Source organism: Methanosarcina spelaei, assembly GCF_002287235.1.
Taxonomy (GTDB): Archaea; Halobacteriota; Methanosarcinia; order Methanosarcinales; family Methanosarcinaceae; genus Methanosarcina; species Methanosarcina spelaei.
The window spans coordinates 1-25670 of sequence record NZ_LMVP01000268.1 but is presented as its reverse complement, the minus strand read 5'-3'; the positions used below and the strand labels follow the sequence as shown (position 1 = coordinate 25670).

Genomic DNA, 25670 nt, shown 5'->3' with positions numbered 1-25670 from the left:
AAAAAACTGCTTGCCCGCAAGCCTTTTCAAAAAAGGCTTGAGCGAAAACCCAGTAACATTTGGATTTGAGGAACTTATCCCCAAACCCTATAGGCGTGATCACAAGCCTTTTCAAAAAAGGCTTGAGCAAAAATTACTGCTAAATCTAAAACATCATGACGGCGTGATCACAAGCCTTTTTTTAAAAAGCTTGACCTAAAATAGTGCACGAAATTCTTCCCCTGGCAACGGCGTGATCAACCGGCGCAACGGTTGCGGGTCAACGGTTGCGGATCAACCGTTGAGCTCAAAAGGGACAGAAACAGATTAATTTGAGAAAAAGATAAAGGAAAGAAAAAGGAAAAATAGAGTTCAGGTATAGAGTTTTATTAATCCTCAGCTCTTAAAACCGGTTTTTTTCTGACAAAAGCCCTTTTGCCAGAGGCTGCTTTGTTCAGGAAAAACAGTTTTATCGGGGAAACTGAGTCATCAAGGCTTATTACAATTGCTGCAGCAAGGATGAAAATACAGCCAGTGAGCATTCCACTGTGAATCGAGCTTCCCAGTACAGTATAATCGAAGAACATACAGGAAACCGGTTCAAGCAGAGTAAAGAGACTGCCTGTAATAGCGTTCACGCCTGTTACACCTCTTATATAAAACACTGCACCGATTCCTGTAATCAATACTCCGAAGACCACCAGGACTGGAAGGTTTCCGGTAAGTATATCTCGTGGAACGGAAACTGCGAACGGTGAAAGGAAGAAAAGGCTGATTGCACTCTGCCAGAAGAGCTGGGTAAGCCCATTATATTCATCTCTGAGATAACGAACCGAGATTATTACGCCACTGCTGAAAAGACCTCCTGTAAGCCCGAAGAGTACTCCCTTAAGATAACTGCTGCCAAGTTCAATCTGCTCAAAGCCTCCTTCCGGCCTTGTTATATAGAAAACTCCTATTAAGCCAAGGAAGAGGGCAAAAATAGTCTTTCCCGTGTTCTTTTCTCCAAGCAGTAGAGGAGCAAGAATAGTCAGATATATCGGATCCGTATAGAGCAGAAGAACGGCTGAAGAAGCTCCAAGATAACGAATTGCCGAATAATAGGAAAACATTTGCAAAACATACAGGATTCCCAGAAGAAGCAGGTACTTCTTTTTTCTTTTTAAAGCTAACTGACCTAAGTTTCGAGTAATTGAAAGATAGAATAAAAGAGCTGTCAGTCCGAAGAATATTCTATAGAAAATAATTGACCCTATAGACATATCCTCAAGCTGTTGCATGTAGATTCCAACAGTACCATAAATCACGCAGGCGATTAACAATTCAAGGTGATGTTTGAATGTATCAGTCATATATTATTTAGAGTGATTAAATGTATATATATTTTTAGTAAGATAACACATTAGAATATTTATTACACTGTTTATAATGCGGGCTTCTTTGCAGGCGCCTGATTCGGTTTCTAGATAATAAACAGATTTTAGAGGTTACACTTTTATGTTTTCACAGGTTACAACTCTATAGTTTTTGTAGATCACAGTTTTATGTTTTTTAGTAGTTACAGCTTTATAGTTTTTTGCAGATCACAACTTTATATTTTTCAAAGGTTACAGCTTTCTGTTTTTTAAAGGTTACAGCTTTCTGTTTTTTAAAGGTTACAGCTTTCTGTTTTTTAAAGGTTACAGCTTTCTGTTTTTTAAAGGTTACAGCTTTCTGTTTTTTAAAGGTTACAGCTTTCTGTTTTTTAAAGGTTACAGCTTTCTGTTTTTTAAAGGTTACAGCCTTATTGTTTTTTACAGACAATAATAATTCTAATTTTTAAATTTCTGGAGGCTGAGTACTACATGCTGTCTGCTTCCGGTCCTATAGATAGTAAGCCCCTTAAGTCCCTGTTTCCAGGCATAAACTAGAGCCTGTTTGATATCCTCTTTTCTTGCGGAACCAGGCATATTTATAGTTTTCGAAATCCCGGCATGGCAGTGCCGTTGAAATGAGGCCTGCATATCAATATGGGCCTTCCAGTCAATATCAAGGGCTGACCTGAAAAGCTGCTTATCCTCTTCACTTACAAGTTCTGAATTTTCCACATCCTGCAACGTACCATACTTATAGACATGCTCCAGAAGCCATTCATAGTCAGCTTCCGACAGTTTTGGTTTGAAATACGCCTTAAAAAACGGATGAACAAGCATAAATTCCCTGCCTACGGTCTGAGTTCGTCTGTAGACCCAGCTGAAAACAGGCTCAATTCCTGCCGAACAACCGGCAAGAATGCTGATTGTGCCAGTCGGAGCGACTGCGGTTAGTGCAGCGTTCCTCATTGGAAGTTCCCACGAGGAATCCTCATATTCCGGAAAACTTCCTTTTTCAGCAGCAAGTTTCCTTGATTCCCTGATCGAAGCCCAGGTAATCTGTTCCATAAGCTTTTCCGCAAGCTTGAGGGCTTCCTGTGAGTCATAGGGCAGCCCGAGCTTTAAAAGCATATCATGAAGCCCCATTACTCCAAGCCCTACTTTCCTGGTCCTTTTAGTTGCAACTTCGATCTCCGGAACAGGATATGTATTTTTATCAATTTCGTAATCCAGGAAACGGATAGCTTTTCCGGCTACTTCCCTGAGGAAGTCCCAGTTTACCTTTCTGTCTGTAATGAAAAGTGAAAGATTTATGCTGCCCAGGTTGCAAGCTTCAAAAGGCAGAAGTGGCTCTTCACCACAGGGATTTGTAGCCGAGATGTTACCAAGGGCGGGTGTGAAGTTATCTCTGTTTATTCGGTCATAAAAAAGAATGCCAGGTTCACCATTTCTCCATATTCCCTCTACAATCTCGGAAAATATATCCCCGACTGTCACACCTGTTTGCCTGTTCCAAACTTCGTCAGCCTTATTAGCTTCAACAAGTTCCATGAAAGCATCAGGTACCATAACTGAGAGATTGAAATTGCTCAACTCTCCTTCGACATGCTTTGCCCTTATGAAAGAAAGGATATCGTTATGGGAAACATCAAGGATGCCCATATTGGCACCTCGTCGCCTTCCAAATTGTTTTACGATCTCGGTTGCCTCATTGAACAGTTTCATGACAGTTACAGGACCGCTAGTCGAGTTATTACCACATGAACTGGTAAAACCTTCAGGGCGTATTTTTGAGAAATCAAACCCTGTACCCCCTCCCGTTTTCTGGGTTAGGGCTGCACTTTTTATCGAATTGAAGATTTCCTCGACTCCGTCCTCCACAGGAATTACAAAACAGGCTGCAAGCTGTCCGAATTCAGTACCCGCATTCATAAGCGTGGGCGAGCTTGGAAGAAAAATCTTCCTGACCATGAGGTCTTTGAAATCCAGATACTCTTCCTCAGTTAATGCAACTGCCTTTGCAACTCTCTCACAGACATCCTTCCAGTCCTTTTCTCCCTCACGCAGATACCTGGCTTTAAGGGTTTCACTTGCCAGAAAATCCAATTCCTCTTCTGTTTTCAACACAAAAATCTCTTCTCCTGTGTTCAACAGGTTTCAGTCTCCGATAAAAGAAATTATATTCTAATTATGCGGGCTTTTTTATCATAGTATCCGAAAATTAGATCAGAAATCGTGTGCAGAAATTGCAATCAGAAATAGTGATCAAAAATAGTGATCAAAAATAATAGTTAGAAAAAAAATTCAAGAAAAAAGATTCAAGAAAAAAGATTCAGAAAGGGTGTATAGAGAACATGATTAGATATAGAGATAAAAATAGTAAATAAGTTAATAACCGAATAGCAAAAACGGAAAATAGAAAATATGAAAAAATAAGAGGTAAAAAACAGATAATACAAGAACAGATAGCTGCAAAGATAGGAAAAATAAAAGGCATGAATTGCCCTGAAGCATTAAGAAGCTTCAGACCAGTTCAGCCTTTATAATTTTCACTTCGGTTTTCGGGCGATCCTGACGGTCAGTTTTGACTTTTCCCATAGAATCCACAACATCCATGCCTTCGACTACCTTCCCGAAGACGGGGTGCATCCTGTCAAGATGATTATTGTTTACGAGGTTGATAAAGAACTGGCTGCCGCCTGTATTAGGGCCTGCGTTTGCCATAGATATAGTTCCCCTGTCGTTCCGGTTATGGCTTGTGAACTCATCCGGAATCTCGTAGCCTGGTCCTCCCATACCTGTACCTGTTGGATCTCCACCCTGGATCATAAATTTGTCGATTACCCTGTGAAAAACAACTCCGTCATAGAAGCCTTTCTCCACGAGTTTTGCAAAATTTCCTGCCGTAATCGGCATGTCTTCAAAGAGCTCAATTGTTATATCGCCCATAGTGGTATGTAGAATTACTTTCTTTCCTTTCCATACAGCCATTGGTTTTCCTCTACCAGTCGTCCAGTTTTATTTTATTTTTGCCTGTCTTTTAGTCAGCTTTTCGTGCACTTTATTGTTCACCTTACATGTAAATGCTTCGCTGCCCGAGTTCCGTCACCCGAGTTCCGTCACCCGAGTTCCGTCACCCGAGTTCCGTCTCGGGAGGACGGTGCCCTTTTCGCTACGCTCAAGAGGGCTGAATTACAAATGTTTCTGATCCGAAATGTTTGCCGTACCGTGTCGTTCTTGGCACGGTGAATATGTTTACCCTAAAAAGTTACAAAAAGTAGAAAATCGAGAACAATATAGCCTGAAAAAGTGATAATTCTAAGGTTTTGCAAACTATGATTTCAGGTTTTCGTTTGCTGCTTTTTCTTTAGAGAAGTTTGCTATGCGATAGTTTTTTATTCTATTTTTACATCAACTAATTTCTCTAAAGGCTCCTGATAAGGCACAGTGACTTTAAGTACACCGTTTGAATATTTGGCAACAGCTTTTTCCGGAACTACTGGGCAGTCGGTTGGATAGCTGTCCAGGTATGAAACTCCTTCTTTTTTATCGCTTACATAAAAGCTGTCACTTGTGAGTTTGAAAGAAACGTCTTTCTTTTCCACTCCTGGAAGAAGTACTTCAATTAAAAGGTTTTCATATTTGTCATCAGGATATGTACTAATTACCGGTGATAGTCTTAATGTTTCCACCATAATATCACCCCAAAATAATGTCATATATTAACATATTTATACATTTGTATTGAGATGTTCAATCCGTCAATATTATGGCAATGCTGTTTTTTAACAGGCTTTCAAGCAAATATAATTCGCTAAGAAAATAGCTATGTTTAAATAAATTTGCCAGGATACACTTTACTAGTTTTTGTCTTCCTGTTTAAATGGAGAAAATTGTCTTTCTAACGAGATTCTGGCATATTAAAGCCAAAAAAGAAAAACCAGACAAAAAGGAGAAATCCCCATTTCAACCTTCATCTCCGAATTCAAGCAAGCTGAACTTCTATGCATAGGTGTAGAGCAATTACATCCGGATTGTAGCATGAAAAGGATTACTATCCGATTATAGCATGAAAAGGATTACTATCCGATTGTAGCATGAAAATGAGTACTTCTGTCCTGATAATCGATTCCAGAGACTACACGTTTTTACAGTTTAAAACTATACATTTTATAGTTTAAAATTATACGTTTTTACAGTTTAGTTATTCTGACTAAATGTATTTGTGAGATTTTCAGAGCGATTAAGGTACTTTAAGAGCATGTTTAATGCAACTTACGTAACTGATAAGCTTTCTTAATATTTTTTAAATGGACTCGGCGGGATTCGAACCCGCGGCCTTTACGTTGCGAACGTAACGATCTTCCCCTGATCTACGAGCCCAAGAAAGGAGAATATGAAAAGACTGTTTCCCGGACGCATTGTCCGGGTCTCTTCTCCTCTTAAAAACGATTGACGTCAATAACCTGGACGTTTTCAACGCCGGAAACTTTTGCAAAGGCTTCTTCTGCAGGCTCAGTTCCGCCTTCTTCATCATTAACAATTAATGTCACAATCAGAGCCTTCAAACCAAAAGCAATCGGCTCTTCAACAATATCTCCGTGAAGGTCGGCTCCTGCTGGAATTACGCTTTTTATTTTCTCTTTCAGCTCTGCAAGGTCAGTGTCAACGCTCTCTGGCATGATTTTAATCTTTGCTGCAACATCACCCATTATAATTCCTCTTAGATTTTGTCTGATCTTTTGATCGAGTTTAAGGTCGAATTTAATTTTGTTTACACATCAGGCATTAAGTATCCTTCGGAATTTATCTGAATCAGGGTGCCTTGTATCCGCACTTGGGGCAGGTGTATACGTTACCCTGCTGCCTACAGCTTCCACATCTCCCGATTTCCGATCCGCACTGCGGGCATGGAAACTTTACATAACCCTTTTCTACGAGGCGAATTCCACATGAAGTACAGTACTCAACTTTTTGTGCTGACATTTTTTTTCTCCTTATTAATTACTTCGAATAGTAAATTTTGTAACGAGTTGCCGATGAATGAGGTGCCTTCTTTAAGTATCGATCTTTTGCTTTTCCGGGCACCTTTGTTAACGTTAGCAGATTTAATGAACTGAATTTAATTAATGCTTTTGGACACGCTTTGCTTCTGCCCTAGTCATATACGATATACGATTTAAATATTCCCCTTTACCACAGTACCAAGCACGGACTTCCCATACACAGCCTGAACTACCCTATCCGGAAATTTTCCGTTTACAATCAGGCACTCCATTCGTTTTTTCGTGAGAAATCCCGGCAGGGCAAAATCAATACAGCTTTCACGGTTTCCTATATAGCTGACAGCAGAAATTTCCCTGACTAATTTTCCATTAATGAATATACCGTCCACGTCCGTGGCCTTTATTAAGGTTGCTCCAATCCGCTTTGCAACCCAGGCTGCGATAGTATCAGAGGTCACGTCCCAGGTATGAGGCAGAGGATCTTCCGTTCTCAGTAGCCGGTATGGGAAAAGAACAGAGACGCCATGAGGCAGACTGGCTATCGAATTTACGCCCAGCGCATGGCTTTTATCCTTAAGATAGCAGGCATATTGCTCCATACCCAGTATAGCCATCCAGTGAGCCGCATCGGCACTAAGGGAAAAGCTCTCATCAGTTTTCCTTACTGCATCAGCAAAAACTCCTCCTCCGGGTACTATTAGAACGGAATAAGGAAGTCCTTCGGATATACACGCTTCCTCTGGAATTTTCTGGCTTCCTGAGCCAAATTCCTTTACGAGCCTGTCTACAAGCTCGGGGGCCTCTTTAATAAGGCTTCCCCCTATTTTTATTACCACTCTCATAGTTTTCCTTTCAAGCAACCGTTGACCCGAAACCGTTGCGCCGGTTTATCACGCCTATAGGGTTTGGGGATAAGTTTCTCAAATCCAAATGTTTCTCGTGTTTTCGATAAAACCTTTTCTCAAAAGGTTTTCGTTCAAGCCTTTTTTAATAAGGCTTGTGATCACGCAGTTACTAGAGGTTTTTGATCAAACTTTTTTTAAAAAAGTTTTCGCTCAAGCCTTTTTTAAAAAGGCTTGGCAAGCAGCCTGGCAGCCGCATATGCCGGAAAGACTTTTGAGATCTCTTCTCCCCAGCGGTCGGATACTGAGATGCATTCGAAGCCAAGCTTTTCTGCGGCTTCTTTTATCAGAAACTCCCCAAGGCCTGCAGCTGCGATTCTTTTAAGTCCGTTCTTTTCCGCAACCTCGGAAATTGCCTCAGCAAGGACAGAGATTTGTTTTTCTTTTACCTGGGCTGCAATTTCATATATTTCTTCTTCCTGGATTTCGGAAAGGTCCGCACATACCAGCCTTGCAAGCCTTCGCATAGCATCGGTTTTGTTCCTGCCTGCCCCATCAGCAGTTTCGCATGTGTACATATTTTCATCAATTTTTCCAAGCAGGAGATAGGCGTCCGCAGTTGTAGTAAAGAGTTCGGAAGCTGTCCTGCACCATGTCTGACCAAGTTTTACTTTTTCGAGGAGTGCGGCAAGGTTTGTCCGCAGGGTGCCTGCATAGACGAGTTCACTTCTAACCAGCCGCTCAAAGTCAGTAAGTCCGGCTTTATGTTCTCCTGACAGGATAGGGATAATGTCGCTTGTGGTACTTCCCACATCCACAAAAATACAGTCTCCTATCTCTTTTCCTATCAATCCGGCTGAAGCCGCCCAGTTGGCAGCAGCAAGTTCCCTTATATCGTCAGTTTCGCTCTGGAACCTTCCAGTACTGTTTATATAAGATACTTTTGAGGGCCCAAATGCAGAATCGACACATGACTTTATAAAGCGGATGCCCTGTTCCTTGTCCTCAAAGCAATCTGCAAGTTCACCGGTCATAACAACAGCAACCTTTTCGGGCTGCAACTGCTGTGCAATTTCCTTTAAAACTTCCGGAAGCTTTGTGTTTTTCCAGAGAGGCAAATAGTGCAGTTCTACAATCGCTCCGTCCGAGGAGGCAAGCTTAGTATTCGCTCCTCCAATATCAAGCCCGATAACCTTTGAATTCATTTTTGAGCCCTTATCATGTTTTTTAATTTGTTTCTCATCTTTCAAGCTTCTGGCTTTCAATCTGTTTTCTATCTTTCAAGCTTCTGGCTTTTCAATCTGTTCTTGTTTTCAAACCCTTCCGAAAAGCTCGCCCAGTGCATCCTTTGAAAAGCGGTATTCTCCCTCAATATGTACCGAGTCAGGAAGTTCTCCAAACTTATTTTTTAAAAGCAGGTCTCCGATTTCTTCTCGCATAACACGGCTAATTCCAAAAAGCGAAGCCGTAGGCCTTGGGTTTACATCCACTATATACTGAAGGTCAGCAAGTATGATGTCTACACCCACATACCCGAAACAGTCAAGGCATTTGACTGTGGAGATCGCAGTTTCATAGAGTTCGTCTTGTCTCGGAGTCTGATAAGGAGTCAGGCTTCCATTGTATTTTATGCCGGATGATGCAGCTTTTTCATTTTCTCTGGTCTTTGCTTCTTTCTCACCAAACTCTATAAACTGACGGTTTACAGTAAGAGGAAGCGGTTTTTTTCCTGCAATAAGGCTTACGCTCAGAGTTTCTCCTTCAACATACTCGCTTGCAATGACTTCTTCTTTATTCTCAAACTCCGTGACAAGGTATGTCGCCTCTGCACCGCAGCCAAACCTGGGTTTTGTAACGTACTTTTTGCCTTCTTCAGCCTTTTTTGCGATCTCGGGAGCTTTAATTCCGGCTTTCGTCAGGATTTCCGTGCACATCAACTTATCAGCACAGCAGGCTGCCGATCCGGGTGAACATCCCAGATTTACAGTATTTTCTTCAAGAACTTCATTCAACTCAGGAAGCATAGAATCAGGCGCAATAATCAGTCCTGCATCACAGCTCTTTGCTTTTCTCTCGATTACCTGCATGAAGTTTTCGGCTTTAGATTCAATGCATGTGCCTGCACTAATTTTTGTACCTGCTGACGGATAGTATACCTCATGCCCAAGACGAACAAAGCTTTCCGCAAGGGTTTTTAGCATAGCAGCCCCCTCAGGGATAAGGGACTTTTCAATGTCCGTACCGACAGCAAATTCCGCAATCAGGATTTTCATTCGGAAAGGAAAAACTCGGGAACTTATTTATTACTTTTTATTCCACCTTTTGAAAAAATTGCTTGAAGCGCAACCGTTGGGCCGCAACCGTTGACCCGCAACCGTTGCGCCGGTTGATCAAAACCGTTGCGCCGGTTTATCACGCCTATAGGGTTTGGGGATAAGGTTCTCAAATCCAAATGTTACTGGGGTTTTCGCTCAAGCCTTTTTTGAAAAGGCTTGTGATCACGCTTATAGGGTTTGGGGATAAGGTTCTCAAATCCAAACGTTACTGGGGTTTTCGCTCAAGCCTTTTCCCAAAAGGCTTGGCTCTAAGCAGTTTTTTAAAAGGCTTGCTAAATACGAAATTGAGCATGTAAAAGTTTATATAAATTATACAGTTTATACCATAAAGTTAAATGTTGAAAAATACAAAGGTGCCTGGTAACATTAATAGCATAAACCCTAATTCTCAGTCGATCTTTGAAAACCCTTTTGTCAAAACCCTTGCCATTGCGGTTTTCATGGGTATATTCATGGTTGATATGAGTCTTGGGCTCTTTGAGATCTTTTCCACAAAAGAAAGTCCATTGCCCTTAGCACTCGTACTTTTGATCTTTGCGGTAATGTTTATTGCAGGCATGGTTTTTTACGAAAAGCATGGGCTGGATACTATAAGTTCCCTTGTCGGAGGAGCTCTTGCAGGTTTTGGTTTTTCTTTCATGTTTGTATCGCTTATAGGAGGCGTGCAGTTTGCACTTGGAGGAGGAATCTCAGCTATCGGTTGGGATCAGGTAATTTCAGCAGTTGCGGCTTCCATGATTGCAAGCGTCGTAATGCTCAAAACACTCTTCTATAAACTTCAAAACCACTCTTACTGATTTTTCTTTTTCTTTTCTTTCCTTAATAATATGTATTCTTAAGTATACGAAAAATATTTATAGAATTACAAACAATCACAGATCAGGACGAGCGAAACCGTTACACTTACTTGAAGGGGTTCGACGAATGAAAATATTCAATAAAGAAGAAAATAAGGATTCTAAAGAAGACACTCAAGCTGAGGCTGAAAATTCTGAAGCCCAAAATTCCGGTTCTTCGGCGGAAGAGGTTAATAAAGTACGGGAAAACCCCGAAAAGGCTTCTGCAAGTTCGGAAGTTGAGAACGGTTATGAAGCTAGATGCCAGGAGGAAAAACAGGTTCTCATGGATAATTATTACCGGCTTGCAGCAGACTTTGACAATTTCAGAAAACGGACCGCCCGCCAGATGGAGGAAAATCGGAAAGCTGTGCTTGAGCAGGTATTTCTTGATTTCCTTGAAGTAACGGACAATTTCGATCGCGCCATTAAGTCTGCAAAGACTGCGGAGGACATGAGCTCGATTGTCAGCGGAATAGAGCAGCTTTCAAGACAGTTTTTCTCAATCCTCGAAAAATACGGGCTTGAGAAGATCGAAAGTGAAAAAGCCAGTGAGTTTGACCCTCACAGGCACGAGGCAGTTCAACATATCGATACCTCTGAAGTCCCGGACAATACTATAATAGAAGTTTATAAAACCGGATATGCTCTTAACTCTAAAGTTATCAGGCCTGCTATGGTCTCAGTGGCCAGAAATCCTGATGAAGCCGAGAAATAAAGGTGGAAAAATTTTACTCCTTAGTTCAGGCATACTTACTCTAATTAAACTGAATATAATTAAACTGTACAGCTTTACTATAATTTAAGATAACTTAATAAATAATTTAACTAAATGACTTGTCTAAACATTTTGTTTAATATTACAATTTAATAAAAACTTCAATTGAATAATTTAACTAAGTAATTTAGTGAGGACAAAACATGGCAAAAATACTGGGTATTGACCTAGGTACTACGAACTCATGCATGGCAGTAATGGAAGGCGGGGAAGCTGTCGTGATCCCAAATGCCGAAGGCGCCAGGACAACCCCATCAGTGGTCGGATTTTCCAAAAAAGGAGAGAAACTTGTAGGCCAGGTTGCAAAGAGGCAGGCCATTTCGAATCCTGAAAATACTGTTTATTCCATTAAAAGGCATATGGGAGACGCCAATTACAAGGTGACTCTTCTGGGAACGCAGTATAAGCCTCAGGAAATTTCCGCAATGATTCTCCAGAAGCTCAAAACCGATGCAGAAGCTTATCTTGGAGAAACTATCAAACAGGCCGTTATCACGGTTCCTGCTTATTTCAATGACGCCCAGAGACAGGCTACAAAGGACGCAGGGGCAATTGCAGGCCTTGATGTCCTGAGAATTATCAATGAGCCAACTGCCGCATCCCTGGCTTACGGTCTCGATAAGGGAGATATAGAACAAACGATTCTTGTCTACGACCTGGGAGGCGGAACCTTTGATGTATCTATTCTCGAACTTGGAGGCGGAGTCTTTGAGGTGAAATCCACAAGTGGTGACACTCACCTCGGAGGAGACGACTTCGATCAGCGTATAGTTAATTACTTACTTGCCGAGTTCAGAAAAATCGAGGGAATTGACCTCTCCAAAGATAAAGCCGTGCTCCAGCGCTTAACCGATGCCGCGGAAAAAGCCAAGATCGAGCTATCCGGAGTTGCAAGTACAAATATCAACCTTCCCTTCCTTACAGTTGGTACCGATGGGGAACCAAAGCACCTCGATATAGACCTTACAAGGGCACAGTTCCAGAAGATGACCGAGGACCTCCTTGAAAAGACCCTCGTATCTATGCGCCAGGCTCTCAGCGATGCAAAGCTCACTCCAAATGATCTTGATAAAGTGATTCTCGTCGGAGGCGCTACAAGGATGCCTGCGGTAGTCGAACTTGTGGAAAATTTCACAGGTAAGAAACCCTACAAGAATATCAATCCTGATGAAGCCGTTGCAATCGGGGCAGCTATCCAGGCCGGTGTGCTCGGTGGCGAAGTCAAAGACGTCCTGCTGCTTGATGTAACTCCTCTGACTCTCGGAATCGAAACACTCGGAGGCATAGCAACTCCACTTATCCCGAGAAACACAACAATTCCTACCAAGAAAAGTCAGGTCTTCTCAACTGCTGCTGATAACCAGCCTTCAGTAGAGATTCATGTCCTTCAGGGAGAAAGGGGAGTTGCTTCCGAGAATAAGACTCTGGGCCGCTTTACTCTGGACGGTATACCACCAGCTCCAAGAGGCATCCCGCAGATTGAAGTTACCTTTGATATCGATGCAAACGGGATTCTGCATGTAGGTGCAAAAGACCTCGGAACCGGCAAGGAACAATCCATTTCTATCCAGAAGCCGGGTGGACTCTCTGATGCCGAAATCGAACGCATGGTCAAAGACGCGGAATTGCATGCCGAAGAAGACAGAAAGCGCAAAGAAGAAGTCGAGACCAGGAACAATGCCGAAGCCCTTATAAACGCTTCGGAAAAGACTTTGAAGGAAGCCGGAGATGTGGCAACCGAAGACCAGAAGTCAAAGGTAACTGCTGCAATCGACGATCTTAAGAAAGCTCTTGAAGGTAAAGACGGTGAAGACATTAAGTCGAAAACCGAAGCTCTTCAGGAAGCTGTATACCCGATCTCAACTGCAATGTATCAGAAAGCCCAGCAGCAAGCTCAGCAAACCGCAGGTGAAGCCGGAAGCCCTGATGCGAAAGGCCCTGATGAGACAGTCGTTGATGCCGATTATGAGGTAGTTGACGACGAAAAGCGTAAATAAACAAAAACCAAGTAATAACAGGCCTGGAGATTCTCAGGCCTTACCGGAAACCTGGCTTTGCAGGCTCCGGAGCTTTATCTTTTTTAAAATAACAGGGAATCCTGATGGCCACAACACGTGATTATTACGAAATTCTTGGGTTATCCAAAGATGCCTCACCCGAGGATATAAAGAAAACCTATCGAAAACTCGCATTAAAGTATCATCCTGACAGGAATAAGGAATCCGGGGCTGAGGAAAAGTTCAAGGAGATCTCTGAGGCTTATGCCGTCCTTTCGGATGATGAGAAACGTGCTCAGTATGACCGTTTCGGACATGCCGGAATAAACGGGCAATATAGTGCAGAAGATATCTTCCGGGGTGCAGACTTCGGTGGTTTCGGGGATATATTCGAAATGTTTTTTGGCGGCGGTGGAGGCAGAAGAGGTCCTATGGGGCCTAGGAGAGGGTCCGATCTCCAGTATGACCTTTATATTACCTTTGAAGAGGCAGCCTTTGGAGTCCATAAAGATATCGACATCCCAAGAACGGAAAGATGTTCTAACTGCTCCGGAACCGGAGCAAAGCCTGGAACAAGCCCGAAGCGCTGTCCCACATGCGGCGGCACAGGTCAAATCCGAACCACTCGCTCCGGATTGGGTATGCAGTTTGTAAGCACCACTACCTGCAGTACCTGTCACGGCAGGGGTCAGATTATTGAGTCTCCCTGTCCGGTTTGTAGCGGTACAGGCAGAGTCAGAAACACAAGAAAGATTACAGTAAACGTGCCTGCCGGAGCCGATTCAGGTATGCACCTGAGGCTCAGCGGGGAAGGAGATTCTGGAGAACCAGGGGCTCCACCCGGAGATCTCTATGTCGTGATTCACGTAATGGAACACCCCTACTTTAAAAGAGTTGATTACGACGTAATTTCCGAGCTTTCCATTTCTTTTACTCAGGCTGCACTCGGTGCGGATATAATGGTCGATACCCTCCATGGAAAGGTCAAGATGAATATTCCTGCAGGAACTCAGACTCATTCTGTGTTCAGGCTTAAAGATAAAGGAATCCAGCACCTTCACGGAAGTAGAAAGGGCGATCAGCTCGTTAGGGTTGTAATCAAGACTCCGACAAAACTTACTCAAGAACAAAAGGAGCTCCTCCGTCAGTTCGAAACTATAAGCGACGGTAATAACCCTAACGGAAATCAAAATGGTAAAAACGATAAGTCTACGGAGAAGTCCAGAAAAAACAAGGGATTTTTTGAAAAAGTAAAGGATGCCTTTGAAGGTTAAAAGCAGCGTTTAGCTTCAATTTAACCTTTTATCTCCAACTTAACCTTTTTATATTTAATTTACTCTTTTTATCTCCAACTCACTCTTTTTATCTCCAATTTGATGGCGGGATACAGTCCGTCAACTTCAACAAAACAACAAATTTAAAATTTTATATTTTAGAGGTTAAAACAATTTTGCTCAGGTGCATGCACAATAACGGTAAGTTTCCGTCCTTCGAACTCTTTAATTGATTACATCAATATAGTCAGACTTAGTCAATTTATAGGTAAAAATGACTATAATTATTAATTATTATCTTAAATAAAACGTATATATTTTAAAATTATATAACATTTTCTTTTATATATATCTTTAAATACGAGTCGCGCAATATTATCATATATATAGATCATGGCCAATTTATTAAACTGTAACTATATTAAAAAGTAATCACGACTCGAAATATGTTCGAAAAATGCATTGTTAGAGAGCCTGGACAGAAAACTTATAAGGAATTAGAAAAGAAGAATTTATGGAGTTCAAATGTACTTTCCCGGTTCACAAGAACTCCATGAGATATGCCTAAGAGGCATAATTATGTTAGCTTTGCGTATATTTAAGCTTGCCTGATCTTGCCTCTTGGGGAAAAAGAACTAGGAGTTAAATGAATGGCAACGAAGAAGAAATTCAGAATAGCAATGTTAATTTTGGCGATATTTTTGATGAGTTTTGTGCTTATACCAACTGGAAGTGCAGCAGCTGAGAAGGTAAATATAAAAAATTTTTCTGACAGTAAGGTCGAAACTTACGATATCAAAGGTCTGGATGCTAATAAGGTGAAGGAAATAGAATCTAGGGCCAGTTATATCAAGAGTTTACCAGAGACTATCCAGAATGCTCCTTATATAGGTCTGGTTACTGCCGACAATGAGACAAAAAAGGTTGTTTTAGGGTATATTGACAATTTTTCAGTATCAAACTCTGAGAAAAAAGAAATGAAAAAAGAAATAAAAGATATCTGGAACCGTGTTCCAAATAGGATCACGGAAAAAGACTACCCTGAGATTCAAAAAATAGGGGATGCTGTATCCAAGTACGTCGAAGATACTTATTGGGCTAACAAACAGAATGTTACTAACAAACAAAGTATTCAATGGAAAACTAGTGCTTCGATTCCAAAATCAATTCTTTATTTCCCTCGAAAGATCAGTGATCTTTGGATCGATTCAAAAGTTAAGTTTTATGAACCTACTTCGGAATCGCAGTACTAGTGCACACTCAGGTTTAATTAAAGCTGGAGTCAATCTAGTATATGGCAATTCCCAATGGGCAAACTGGGCTGCTAATGCTGCTCCCACCCCTGATTCAACTGATCAAGGCTTAGATAGGTATTGGTACCACTATTATAACCCTAGCATTGGAGGGGGAGCTCCATCTGCTTGTAACGCTCGTGCAGGAGTTGCAAAAACATATTATTCCATGGGTAGTTCATACAGGCAAACCGCTTTTGAAAATCTTGGGTTCGCCAGTCACTATCTTTCAGATGCAGGGCAGCCAATGCATACTGGTTTAAGTTTTGATACTTTCAAAGAGGAGCAACATCTACAATATGAACAATATGTAGATAATAATTGGGTCAGTGGCTGCCAATTTTCCCAATGTGTTAATAGCAACACCGTTATAAAGTCGGTAACTAATCCCTCTCAAGCAGTAAAAAACCTGGCAGCATTTAGCAAGCCTTACTACAGTCAGTTGTGGGCAGAGATTAACAACAATCCAACTAACTTTGATACGATTACTACACGATACATAACGACTAAGTGTTTGCGTGAAACAGCAAAGTATAATGCAGGTCTAGCAAAATACATAAAGAGTTAAAAGCAGATATTGGAAACTGAAACAGGGATCCCATTTTACTTATGGGCTGAAAAATCAGTTTCCATTCTTCTATTTTTTAAGCATCGTTAATATTAAGCAGTTACACTACTGGATCGAATATCAATAAGTAGACAGGCTGTCCAGAGACAAGTTTAGTAACGCAAACAAATCCCTATATATGAACTCTAATGAAGAACATATTTCATCCAGCTACTTAAAAACACAAGGCGGGATAATTTGAGAAAAAAAAATCTTCTACTTATTCTTATGTTTTTTGTTCTTATAATTGTGAGCATATTTGTCCATGGCATTTACAGGGATCAAGTAGATTGGAGAGATGATGGTCAAAGATATCTCTGTATTTATACTGTCGAAGTGACAGGTCTTTCCGGAAGAGAAGTACAGGGAACCACCGTGATAATGGTTCCTATTCCCGCGTCTAAGGAAGGCAAATTTTTTACTCCCCCTGCTCAGACAGATATTTATTTTAGCCAGAAACTGACACACAAAGTATTTAATTGGTCTGATCAAAGTGGGAAAGGTCCCTATTTTGAAAACGCAACCGAAATTTTTGATAATCAACGGGAGATAATAGGAAACTGGATACCTTTTATCGCAGAAACCGAGAAGGGCTATATGCTTGGATTCAGAACAAATGAAACCAAGCTAGAAGATATTGATTATATTACTAGTTTTGTTGCAGATCGTTTCGATGTCTTTGATCCTATAAATAACGGAAGTCCATTATTGTTCCCAGTTGAAAATGCATCTAATACTTCTTCTGTTCCCTATGGAAAATATACTAAGTATGCCTCTTATCCGACATATGATACTTATGTCTATTTAAGTGACAATCTAAAAGAAGGAGAAAATGTATCTTTCAATATCCGTTTGAATGCAAACAACGACCCAACGAAGTGGCCTAGAGAATATGTAGGTCTGTATAAAAATCTATTATTAGCAAGAGTTAATGATACAGGCTATGTAAAAGTAAGGGCTATTCTGGGGCAGCGGTTGCCTTTACAGAAAATTACTATTCCTGATGATGATGTAGCAGATAGTCAATATACTAGAGATTTTTATAGTAATGAAACATCTGACAATATAAATGCAACTCCCAGCTACACAGAAGTTGCCTAAAAACTTTTGCTTACTGTATTGTCAATCCCTCAAAAACGCCTTCTTCTGAATTCACTACGGCATAATTCTTAGAGTTAATGACGAGCTAATCCCCTTCATTTTACTACAGTGCTTCACTTTTTTGTTTTTTACTGCAAAAATTTCAAAATATTTATATAATTGTTCAGGTTTAGAATTTTAGCTTGTAGTTATATTTACAAAAGCCTGGGTCTTACAAACTCTGTTTGCAAAAATTTAACTTCCAGAGATGGTCAATATGCTGATCAATTTTCATCACAAAAAGTTCATCGGGCTTCACTTTACAGTTTTGTTTTCTTTGTTTTCTCTTAACTTCCTATACCTTTTCACTCAATTTTTTCTTTCTGGATTTTCCTGTGTCTGTTGCTTTTTGTCCGGCAGATTTCATAGTATAAGGTTAGTTAAAAACAGTTTTTCTGAAGGTGTACAATGAAGGTTATAATTATCGGCGCAGGGGAAGTAGGTTATCACATCGCAAAAGCTCTTTCCCCAAAAAACGATGTAATAATTATTGAGAATGCTGAAGAAGCATCAAAACGGGCAGACGAACTTGATGTTCTTGTTATCGAAGGTAACGGGGCAAACGCTGATATCCTATCAAAAATTCTTCAGGATACTGACTTGCTCGTAGCTGTGACCGGTCTGGACGAGGTTAATATTGTAGCTTGCATGACCGCCAAATTAATTACCCGCGGAAAGCCAGGATGGAAGGAAACTAAGACCATTGCCAGAGTCAGTAACCCGGATTATATCGATTCGCCTGTAACCTCAAGGGCTCAGGTTGGAATCGATCTAATGATCTGTCCTGAACTTTCACTTGCCTCCGAAATTGCTGAAATTCTGTCAAGCCCGTCCGCAATAAGTGCCGAGATGTTTGCCGATGGAAAAGTCCGGATGACTGAGTTTGCAATAAGTCCAGAAAGCAAGCTTGTAGGAAAGCAGATTAAGGACCTCAGGCTTGCTGACTGCTGCATTGTCAGTGCGATTTTTCGAGACCACGAAATAATTATTCCTCATGGAAGCGACATAATTGACGCAAACGACCATATGGTAGTTGTGGGTAAACCTGAAACTATGGGAGGGCTAGGCAGGACTTTCGGGAGCCAGGTACCCAATAAAAGTAAAGTTCTTATTATAGGCTGTGGGATTGTAGGATTTTATCTGGCTAAACTGATAGATAAAAATGAGAATGCCGACCTTAAGATCATCGAGTACAGTAAAAGCCGCTGCATAGAAGTGGCCGAAACGCTGGAAAATGCCCTTATTTTAAACGGGGATGGCACCGACCTCAGTCTGCTCAGGGAGGAGGGTATTGAGAACATGGACGTTGTTATCTCGGTTACGGACAGCGATGAGAAAAATCTGCTGTGTGCTCTTCTTGGAAAGCAACTGGGTGCAAAGAAAGTGATTGCCAGGGCTGATCGTTCGGACTACCTGCCTCTTTTTGAAATGGTTGGCATAGATCTGGCAGTCAGCCCCAGGGAGGCTACTGTAAGCGAGGTACTTAAACTTACAATGGGCAGGGGAATACAAACCCTTACGACCTTTGAAGGCGAAAAAGCAGAGATCATAGAGTATACGGTTTCCCAGGGCTCAAAAATTGTCGGAAAACCTTTGAACAAAGTCAAGTTCCCAAAGGGAGCTCTCATTAATATGGTAGTCCGCGGAAGAGACACTATAGTCCCTAGAGGAGACTTCATCATTGAAAATCAGGATAGAGTTGTCATCTTTTCCATGGCTTCTGCAATGTCGGAGATAGAAAAGTTTTTCAGATGATCTTTTAAATGTAAACTTTAAAAAGCAGGTGGTTTCTTATAGATAATAGGACAGTCTTTAATGCATTAGGAAAAATTCTTTTCCTTCTGGCTTTTACAATGCTGGTTCCTCTTTTAGTAGCTTATTACTACCGTGAGCCTCTTGTACCTTTTATTGTCTCTTTTTCCATAACCCTTATTTCTGGCTTGCTTCTCATGCGGTTTAAAGGTCGTGAGGACTGGCAGCAAAAAGAAGCGCTTGCCATTGTGGCTTTGAGCTGGCTTGCAGCGGCTATTTACGGGGCTATTCCTTTTCTTTTTGAACAAATCTCTTTTATTGATGCAGTTTTTGAAACAATGTCAGGTTTTACTTCAACGGGTTCTTCAATTCTTGTGGATATTGAAAGTCACACCAGAAGCCTTCTTTTCTGGCGGTCTTTTACCGCCTGGCTTGGAGGCATGGGGATCATTGTACTTTTCATCGCAGTTCTACCAAAACTCGGAGTTGCTGGTCGCCAGTTGTTCAGGGCTGAGGCTCCCGGTCCGACTGAAGATAAACTGAAGCCAAGAATCCGAGAAACTGCAAGGATTCTATGGACACTTTACGTTTTTATCTCTGCTCTTGAAGTTGTGGCTCTGGTCTTCGGAGGAATGTCCCTTTACGATGCTCTCAATCATACCTTTGCCTGTATGGCTTGCGGGGGATTTTCTACTTACAATGCAGGAATAGAAGCTTTTCACAGTCCTGTTATTGAATTTATTCTCACATTTTTCATGTTTGTTGCAGGAGCTAACTTTGCTCTTTACTACCGGATTATTCGTGTCAATAAAGTTGTTCTTTTTCGAGACGAGGAATTCAGGGCCTATTCTTTTTTTATCCTTGGTTTCACAGGTTTACTGACACTGGTTCTATTCAGCGACATGGGATTTTCTCCATTCAATTCTTTCCGTTATGCCATATTTCAGATAACCTCTATTATGACAGCCACCGGTTTTGCTTCTACTGATTTTAATCTATGGAAAGATTCGGCAAAAATTCTGGTTTTTTCAGTCATGTTTATCGGGGGCTGTGCAGGTTCTACAGGCGGAGGCATGAAGGTTGTACGTTTTCTGTTGATGTTAAAATATGCAAGGAGAGAACTCTTTAAATTTGTTCATCCTCGACTCGTCAGGCCCATAAGGTTTAATAGTAAAGCAGTACCGGATGACATTTTACAGTCAATTCTTTCTTTTGTTGTGCTTTATATAGGCGTTTTTGTCGTAGGTACGGTGCTTCTAACACTGCTGGGAGTTGACATAATAAGCTCGGTTACAGCTTCGATAACGACTCTAGGGAACATAGGTCCGGGTTTTAACATTGTCGGGCCTATGGCAAACTTTGAATCAGTTCCACCGTTAGGAAAAATCATTCTTATCGGTAATATGTGGGTAGGCAGGCTTGAGGTTTATACCGTGCTTGTACTCTTTACAAGGGAGTTCTGGCATTCCTGAAGAAAAATTATGGAAAACAAAAAAGGAATATTACAATTACTTCCTATGTTTATTTTCTTAAATAAACCGTTGAATTTCCTCTCTCCGAATTCCTAAATTAATAAGTTTCTTCTCCATGTCCATCATTTCGTAATATGTGAAAAAAGGCTCCAGTAATGTCTAAGACTGGTGACTGGGTCATGTCCTTGTCTGATATAGGTATAAATTTCATTGGAATGAAATTATAAATCGGTCATATTCTGCTACTATCAAGTCTATAGGGACTAGAATTTTTATAAGTTCATTAATAGTTGGTTAAATATCTTGGCAATTGCAAACTTTAACAGTATTTCAAAATAGAGAAAATAATATAAATTCATGGCTACCATGTTAGTTACATGGAACAAACCGAACGATATTCAAAAAACGATGATTTTGGGATTAAAAAACACTTCATCGATATGAAAATCGCTCTCGAATCAAGATGCGTATCTAGAAAACAATGCTTTACCTATACTATTCTCCTGTTTATCCTTGCGGGTATTTTTGAAATTGGAGGAGGATATCTTTTCTGGATATGGTTGCGAGAAGGAGGAGGGCTGCCATTTGCATTTTTAGGAGCAATCGTCTTATTTTTATACGGGGTCGTACCGACCTTTCAGCCTGCAGATTTCCATAGAATATATGCAACTTATGGGGGAATTTTTGTTGTTATGTCTATTTTATGGGGTTGGGTGTTCGAAAAAACTGCACCGGATATATATGATCTAATAGGCGCTTTGATAATTCTTGTTGGGGTATCAATTATATATTATTGGCCAAGGAAGGATGAAGTAAATGAATGATATCATTATTTCTCTTGGTCTTTTCTTTTTAGCTGCTTTATTTGAAATTGGAGGCGGTTATCTAGTCTGGCTATGGTTAAGGGAAAATAAGAAAATTGCTTTTGGTGTACTTGGAGGATTAACGCTAGCAATCTACGGAATTATTCCAACCTTCCAGCACGCTAATTTTGGCAGGGTTTATGCTGCCTATGGAGGAATCTTTATTGTTTCGTCTCTTATATGGGGCATGCTTGTCGATAAAAAAAATCCTGATAAGTTTGAAATTATTGGAGCTTTCATCTCACTTGTAGGAGTTTTTATTATATATTATACTCCACGCTAATATGTTTATTAGTGTCCATTTTGCAACGTATAAAACAATCTGTAAATTTATTTTTAATGTACATAGGTTTTGTTTATTTCCGTAAAATACGAACGGGTCGTGGGTTTGAATCATTGAAAACCGAAATTGAGAGAATCTCTGATTAGATTCATCAAATGCATGGTATGCACTCGTTTTTTCAGAATTGATCTATAATTCAGGGACACGACCTACGAACGTTTTATGAGAAAACGCACATATATTGATGTATCTGTAAAATTAAGAGTCCTTAAAAATACACAGGTTCTACATTAAACCTATGCATTTGTTAATCAGCATAATTTATTATATTCTTAGATTGCAAAACTGTTCTAAGATAAAACACCTTTTTGAAAGATTAATGTGTGTAATCAATGATTTTTATTGAATTACCAAGTTTCCTAACGATTGCGTCTTTCATTTCTTGTGCATGAGGACATGGGAAGCCTATAGGAGTACCTTTAAATATACAGGATGCAAGAACAATTGTATCAGCTCCTCTTTTAACCATCTCTGCTGTTCGAGTCACTGCCTTCTTACCGGGACAGCCTCCACAAGTATTGATACCAATTATTTCAATGTCCTCTGTAATCCCATCAAAAGCAAGTTTCTTCTCATTTATTACCTTAAAACAAGCAGAGCCGGGACACATATCTTCCGTTTGCAAACACCTGACTAAGCCAATTTTCATAAGATCTCTCCTTTGCTTCTTCATAAACTTCAATTCATAGTGTAACTAAAAATTGCTATTTATTGGTAAAATTAATTCTCTAGCTTAAAACTGATTAAATCAAAGTGATAAGTATATTCTGAATGTTATCTTCCACACTAAATTTTTTCAGGTGTCTTATACTATATTTGTAAAACGACTTTAAATTATTCACTCAAATTAGAAAGGATTAGACTTATTGTATAGCTAGATATATGAAGTAGACACCGATTAATGTAATTGATACTCCTATTGCTTTGTCCATGAAGTCACCACTTATTCTGGTAGTTCCTTTGATTTTTTTACCTATTGAACCGCCGATAGAGCTGATTAAAATAAGAGGAATACTTAGACCAACAGCGTATATTAACATAGTAAGTATCCCTTGAAGTGGCGTTTGATACAATCCTATATAAGTTAATACAATTATCAGCATCGGAGCACCTCTACCTATTGTAATTGCCCCAAAAGAAAGCCCAAGTAAGAATGCTCCCATTATTGTATAAGAGTTAGGTAATTTAAAAAAATTGTATATGCTTCGTATTGGTGGTTTGTAAACATGTAATAGTTGTAATCCCATTGCAATCATTAACATACCTCCAATTGTCCAGGCGATTGCACTGTTAAAAAACAACATATATTTACCAATGTATCCGGCAATAAATCCAAGCGGCAATAGTACTAGCACAGTGCCTATTGAAAATGAGAAAACTAGTTTAAGTATGTTAAAAAGTGATAAGTTTGTTTTTCCGCTTGTAAGGTAACCTATTAATCCTAAGCATAACACGCTATTACATGGGCAGATACCTGCTAGTAGCCCAAAAACAAATATACCAGTTACAGAAGGGTCAAATGTTGCTGTCATAAGCTTCATCCTATTAGATTAATTAATTCCGTATTCAACTGTAAATCTATCTCATCCAGAGCAACCCGAAAATCCTAAATTTTGTACTTGTCTAGATTTCAGATGGTAAAGTCTTAGTACGATATTTTGGATCTGATGGCAGCATCCCGTTTAGAACCTGTATAATTTAAATATTCAATTGATCAATTGAATATTTAAATTATATGGTAAAATTGTATTTTAACATAACGATGAATTGCGACTTAGAATAGATAAAAAAACGAGATGAATCAGGAAGTTTTTATGGAAAAAGAAACCCGTGTGTTTAAAGATAACGTTTATGCGCAGCTCGCCAGAATCGGAAAGGCTATTTCAAGTCCTCGAAGGCTGGAGATATTGGACATTTTGATGCAGGGATCCAAAACGGTCGAAACAATCGCCCGTGAAACGGATATGAGTGTTGCAAATACATCCCAGCATCTGCAAACTCTGCTTGAATCCAGGCTGGTAGAGTATGAGAAGCGTGGAGTTTACTCATATTACAAATTGGCGGATCGAACGGTGGCGAATTTCATCATATCTTTACAGCTTTTAGCCGAAAAGCGTATTACGGAACTTCAAAAGCTTCGGGAGGAAATTTACACTAACAGAGATAATATAGAACAAATAAAAATGAGTGAACTCATTGTGAGAATGAAAAAAGGCAATGTGACTTTAATTGATGTAAGGCCGAAAGAAGAATATGAGATGATGCACATTCCAGGAGCTAATTCTATTCCTATAGAAGATTTGGAAAAACATTTAGCTACTTTACCTATAAATCAGGAAATTGTTGCTTATTGCCGTGGCCGTTGCTGCTTACTGTCTGTAGAGGCAGTGGAGATATTAAGAGCTCATGGCTTTAAAGCTGTGCGTTTGGAGGCAAGCGTTCAGGAGTGGCTTTCACAAAATGATGAATATAGTAACGTTCATGATTGCTGCAACAAAAAAAACAGCAATATCTCATGAAATGTTGCATTAATTACCTCATGACTATAGATAATTACGGATATTTATATGAAGGGTTCTGTTGCATAAAATCTGAATTTTTTACAAAATCAGTTAAAACCTTCACAATTAGAAAAGGTAACCGTTCTCAGCACCTGGCCTAAACACTTATTTAAATTGATGTTTGCAGATTCTAAGAAAAGTGCCTATGTGTTTATCATAGAATTTTTGCATTTGATGAAAGTTTCGAAGGAATCAAGAAAATTCTGATATGATGTGTACAGCCGGGTTTACACTTTTATAGCCGAAATACGAGCATTTTACCGATAAAAATTCACATTTCAGTTTTTATAGAATATGAAGTCATTTCAGGATAGAACAGGAATATTACAATGCAGAAAAAATATATACTGTGGGATTTTGATAACACCCTTGCATATCGGGACGGAATGTGGAGTCAAACTATATACGACTTGTTACAGGAATATGGATACAGTAGCATTAAACTTGAGGATATTCGTCCACTTCTTACCAGAGGGTTTCCCTGGCATACCCCTGAAAAATCTCATGAAGAGTTTTTTGGAGGAATCCACTGGTGGGATTACATGACATTGCACTTCTCAAAAATAATAAATCAACTTGGGGTTAATGAAACACTATCATCCGAAATTGCAGGTCAAATAAAAACAAAATACTTGGATAACACAAAATGGCATCTTTATAATGATACAGTTCCCTGTTTAGAAAGAGCGATAAATACAGGTTATGAAAATATAATAGTCTCAAACCATGTACCCGAATTATCCGGTCTGGTAAGAGACTTAGGAATAAGTAAATATTTCATCCAGGTATACTCGTCAGCACAGCTAGGCTATGAAAAGCCTAATATCCAGATTTACAGGGGAGTGCTTGACAAACTCGAAGATACCAGTGAAGTAACAATGATTGGTGACAGTTACATTGCAGATATTGAAGGGGCAATAAACGCAGGAATTAAAGCCATACTGGTAAGAAAAGAAAACACTCACAACTATCAAAACTACTGTAAAAGTTTGGATGAGATCTATAATATCTTGCTATAGGGAAATGCGGAAATAAATTTCTTAGGTTTACTTTTACCTTTATGTATCTTATCAACAGATACTATGTTTTTCTGGAATTTCAAAAGATCACAAAACTGTATCATATATTAGAAAATATTTGATTATGTCTATACAAATCCTCGTTCTTTAGAATTTCTTTACAGAGTTTATTTCAGTCGAATACCCCGCTAGCTTGCTGCGGGGATGGAAAACTTCCCCGG

Annotated in this window: 25 protein-coding genes and 1 tRNA gene; 13 read left to right on the top strand and 13 right to left on the bottom strand. The window is 39.9% G+C overall.

The features are described from left to right. Positions 1-368: 368 nt before the first annotated feature. The 11 genes from ASJ81_RS12675 to ASJ81_RS12625 all read right to left on the bottom strand — a co-directional run bounded on the left by ASJ81_RS12675 (position 369) and on the right by ASJ81_RS12625 (position 9452). Positions 369-1331: a DMT family transporter gene (locus ASJ81_RS12675; protein WP_095644744.1), complete on the bottom strand. Its 963-nt coding sequence runs from the start codon at positions 1329-1331 to the stop codon at positions 369-371. A gap of 214 nt (positions 1332-1545) precedes the next feature. Beyond that, on the bottom strand, positions 1546-1782 hold the full coding sequence (locus ASJ81_RS12670) for a hypothetical protein (protein WP_095644743.1): 237 nt from the start codon (positions 1780-1782) through the stop codon (positions 1546-1548). An 8-nt stretch (positions 1783-1790) separates the two neighbouring features. Beyond that, entirely contained in the window at positions 1791-3482 is a 1692-nt protein-coding gene (locus tag ASJ81_RS12665; RefSeq protein WP_095644742.1) for an adenosylcobalamin-dependent ribonucleoside-diphosphate reductase, read from the bottom strand. A gap of 372 nt (positions 3483-3854) precedes the next feature. After that, on the bottom strand, positions 3855-4322 hold the full coding sequence (locus ASJ81_RS12660; RefSeq protein ID WP_095644741.1) for a peptidylprolyl isomerase: 468 nt from the start codon (positions 4320-4322) through the stop codon (positions 3855-3857). Between the two features lie 404 nt (positions 4323-4726). Next, positions 4727-5026, bottom strand: a complete 300-nt coding sequence (locus ASJ81_RS12655) for an Hsp20/alpha crystallin family protein (RefSeq protein WP_095644740.1) — start codon at positions 5024-5026, stop codon at positions 4727-4729. 616 nt (positions 5027-5642) lie between these two features. Further along, positions 5643-5714, bottom strand: a tRNA-Ala gene (locus tag ASJ81_RS12650). 59 nt (positions 5715-5773) lie between these two features. Beyond that, positions 5774-6043 carry an elongation factor 1-beta gene (locus tag ASJ81_RS12645; RefSeq protein WP_095644739.1) on the bottom strand — a complete coding sequence of 90 codons (270 nt, stop codon included), beginning with the start codon at positions 6041-6043 and terminating at the stop codon, positions 5774-5776. Positions 6044-6146: 103 nt separating this feature from the next. After that, a complete protein-coding gene (locus ASJ81_RS12640) occupies positions 6147-6317 on the bottom strand; it encodes a zinc finger domain-containing protein (RefSeq protein WP_011308351.1) in 171 nt (56 codons plus the stop codon). Between the two features lie 193 nt (positions 6318-6510). After that, positions 6511-7179: an amino acid kinase family protein gene (locus tag ASJ81_RS12635; protein WP_095644753.1), complete on the bottom strand. Its 669-nt coding sequence runs from the start codon at positions 7177-7179 to the stop codon at positions 6511-6513. Between the two features lie 224 nt (positions 7180-7403). Beyond that, positions 7404-8384 (bottom strand): hydantoinase/oxoprolinase family protein, encoded by a 981-nt coding sequence (locus ASJ81_RS12630; protein WP_095644752.1) that lies wholly within the window; start codon positions 8382-8384, stop codon positions 7404-7406. Between the two features lie 108 nt (positions 8385-8492). After that, positions 8493-9452, bottom strand: a complete 960-nt coding sequence (locus tag ASJ81_RS12625; protein ID WP_095644738.1) for an ATP-grasp domain-containing protein — start codon at positions 9450-9452, stop codon at positions 8493-8495. Positions 9453-9853: 401 nt separating this feature from the next. On the opposite strand from ASJ81_RS12625, the gene ASJ81_RS12620 reads away from it, so the two are divergent. The 11 genes from ASJ81_RS12620 (at position 9854) to ASJ81_RS12570 (ending at position 21809) form a co-directional block, all read left to right on the top strand. After that, the gene (locus ASJ81_RS12620; RefSeq protein WP_095644751.1) at positions 9854-10312 is read left to right on the top strand and encodes a heat-shock protein; all 459 of its coding nucleotides are present in this window, start codon (positions 9854-9856) and stop codon (positions 10310-10312) included. A 127-nt stretch (positions 10313-10439) separates the two neighbouring features. After that, positions 10440-11069: a nucleotide exchange factor GrpE gene (gene grpE / locus ASJ81_RS12615; RefSeq protein WP_095644737.1), complete on the top strand. Its 630-nt coding sequence runs from the start codon at positions 10440-10442 to the stop codon at positions 11067-11069. A gap of 203 nt (positions 11070-11272) precedes the next feature. After that, positions 11273-13126, top strand: a complete 1854-nt coding sequence (dnaK, locus tag ASJ81_RS12610) for a molecular chaperone DnaK (RefSeq protein WP_095644736.1) — start codon at positions 11273-11275, stop codon at positions 13124-13126. 104 nt (positions 13127-13230) lie between these two features. After that, a complete protein-coding gene (gene dnaJ / locus ASJ81_RS12605) occupies positions 13231-14400 on the top strand; it encodes a molecular chaperone DnaJ (RefSeq protein WP_095644735.1) in 1170 nt (389 codons plus the stop codon). 650 nt (positions 14401-15050) lie between these two features. Then, positions 15051-15653, top strand: a complete 603-nt coding sequence (locus tag ASJ81_RS12600; RefSeq protein WP_095644734.1) for a hypothetical protein — start codon at positions 15051-15053, stop codon at positions 15651-15653. Beyond that, positions 15625-16260 (top strand): hypothetical protein, encoded by a 636-nt coding sequence (locus tag ASJ81_RS22835; RefSeq protein ID WP_095644733.1) that lies wholly within the window; start codon positions 15625-15627, stop codon positions 16258-16260. Before ASJ81_RS12600 ends, ASJ81_RS22835 begins: the two co-directional genes overlap by 29 nt. A 237-nt stretch (positions 16261-16497) precedes the next feature. Next, a complete protein-coding gene (locus ASJ81_RS12590; protein WP_095644732.1) occupies positions 16498-17400 on the top strand; it encodes a hypothetical protein in 903 nt (300 codons plus the stop codon). 447 nt (positions 17401-17847) lie between these two features. Continuing rightward, entirely contained in the window at positions 17848-19194 is a 1347-nt protein-coding gene (gene trkA, locus ASJ81_RS12585) for a Trk system potassium transporter TrkA (RefSeq protein WP_095644731.1), read from the top strand. A 98-nt stretch (positions 19195-19292) separates the two neighbouring features. Beyond that, entirely contained in the window at positions 19293-20663 is a 1371-nt protein-coding gene (locus ASJ81_RS12580; RefSeq protein WP_394339138.1) for a TrkH family potassium uptake protein, read from the top strand. A gap of 377 nt (positions 20664-21040) precedes the next feature. Continuing rightward, complete coding sequence (locus ASJ81_RS12575; protein WP_212556075.1) at positions 21041-21487, top strand: YnfA family protein; 447 nt, start codon at positions 21041-21043, stop codon at positions 21485-21487. Further along, the gene (locus tag ASJ81_RS12570; RefSeq protein ID WP_095644729.1) at positions 21480-21809 is read left to right on the top strand and encodes a YnfA family protein; all 330 of its coding nucleotides are present in this window, start codon (positions 21480-21482) and stop codon (positions 21807-21809) included. Before ASJ81_RS12575 ends, ASJ81_RS12570 begins: the two co-directional genes overlap by 8 nt. Before the next feature lie 376 nt (positions 21810-22185). On the opposite strand, the gene ASJ81_RS12565 is transcribed toward ASJ81_RS12570, so the two are convergent. Both ASJ81_RS12565 and ASJ81_RS12560 read right to left on the bottom strand, forming a co-directional pair. Beyond that, positions 22186-22518: a CGGC domain-containing protein gene (locus ASJ81_RS12565; protein ID WP_095644728.1), complete on the bottom strand. Its 333-nt coding sequence runs from the start codon at positions 22516-22518 to the stop codon at positions 22186-22188. A 214-nt stretch (positions 22519-22732) separates the two neighbouring features. Beyond that, positions 22733-23401 (bottom strand): cytochrome c biogenesis CcdA family protein, encoded by a 669-nt coding sequence (locus tag ASJ81_RS12560; protein WP_095644749.1) that lies wholly within the window; start codon positions 23399-23401, stop codon positions 22733-22735. 282 nt (positions 23402-23683) lie between these two features. Between ASJ81_RS12560 and ASJ81_RS12555 the strand changes: the two genes are divergently transcribed. Both ASJ81_RS12555 and ASJ81_RS12550 read left to right on the top strand, forming a co-directional pair. Next, complete coding sequence (locus ASJ81_RS12555; protein WP_095644727.1) at positions 23684-24388, top strand: ArsR/SmtB family transcription factor; 705 nt, start codon at positions 23684-23686, stop codon at positions 24386-24388. Between the two features lie 371 nt (positions 24389-24759). Then, a complete protein-coding gene (locus ASJ81_RS12550) occupies positions 24760-25449 on the top strand; it encodes an HAD family hydrolase (RefSeq protein ID WP_141241711.1) in 690 nt (229 codons plus the stop codon). Positions 25450-25670 lie beyond the last annotated feature (221 nt).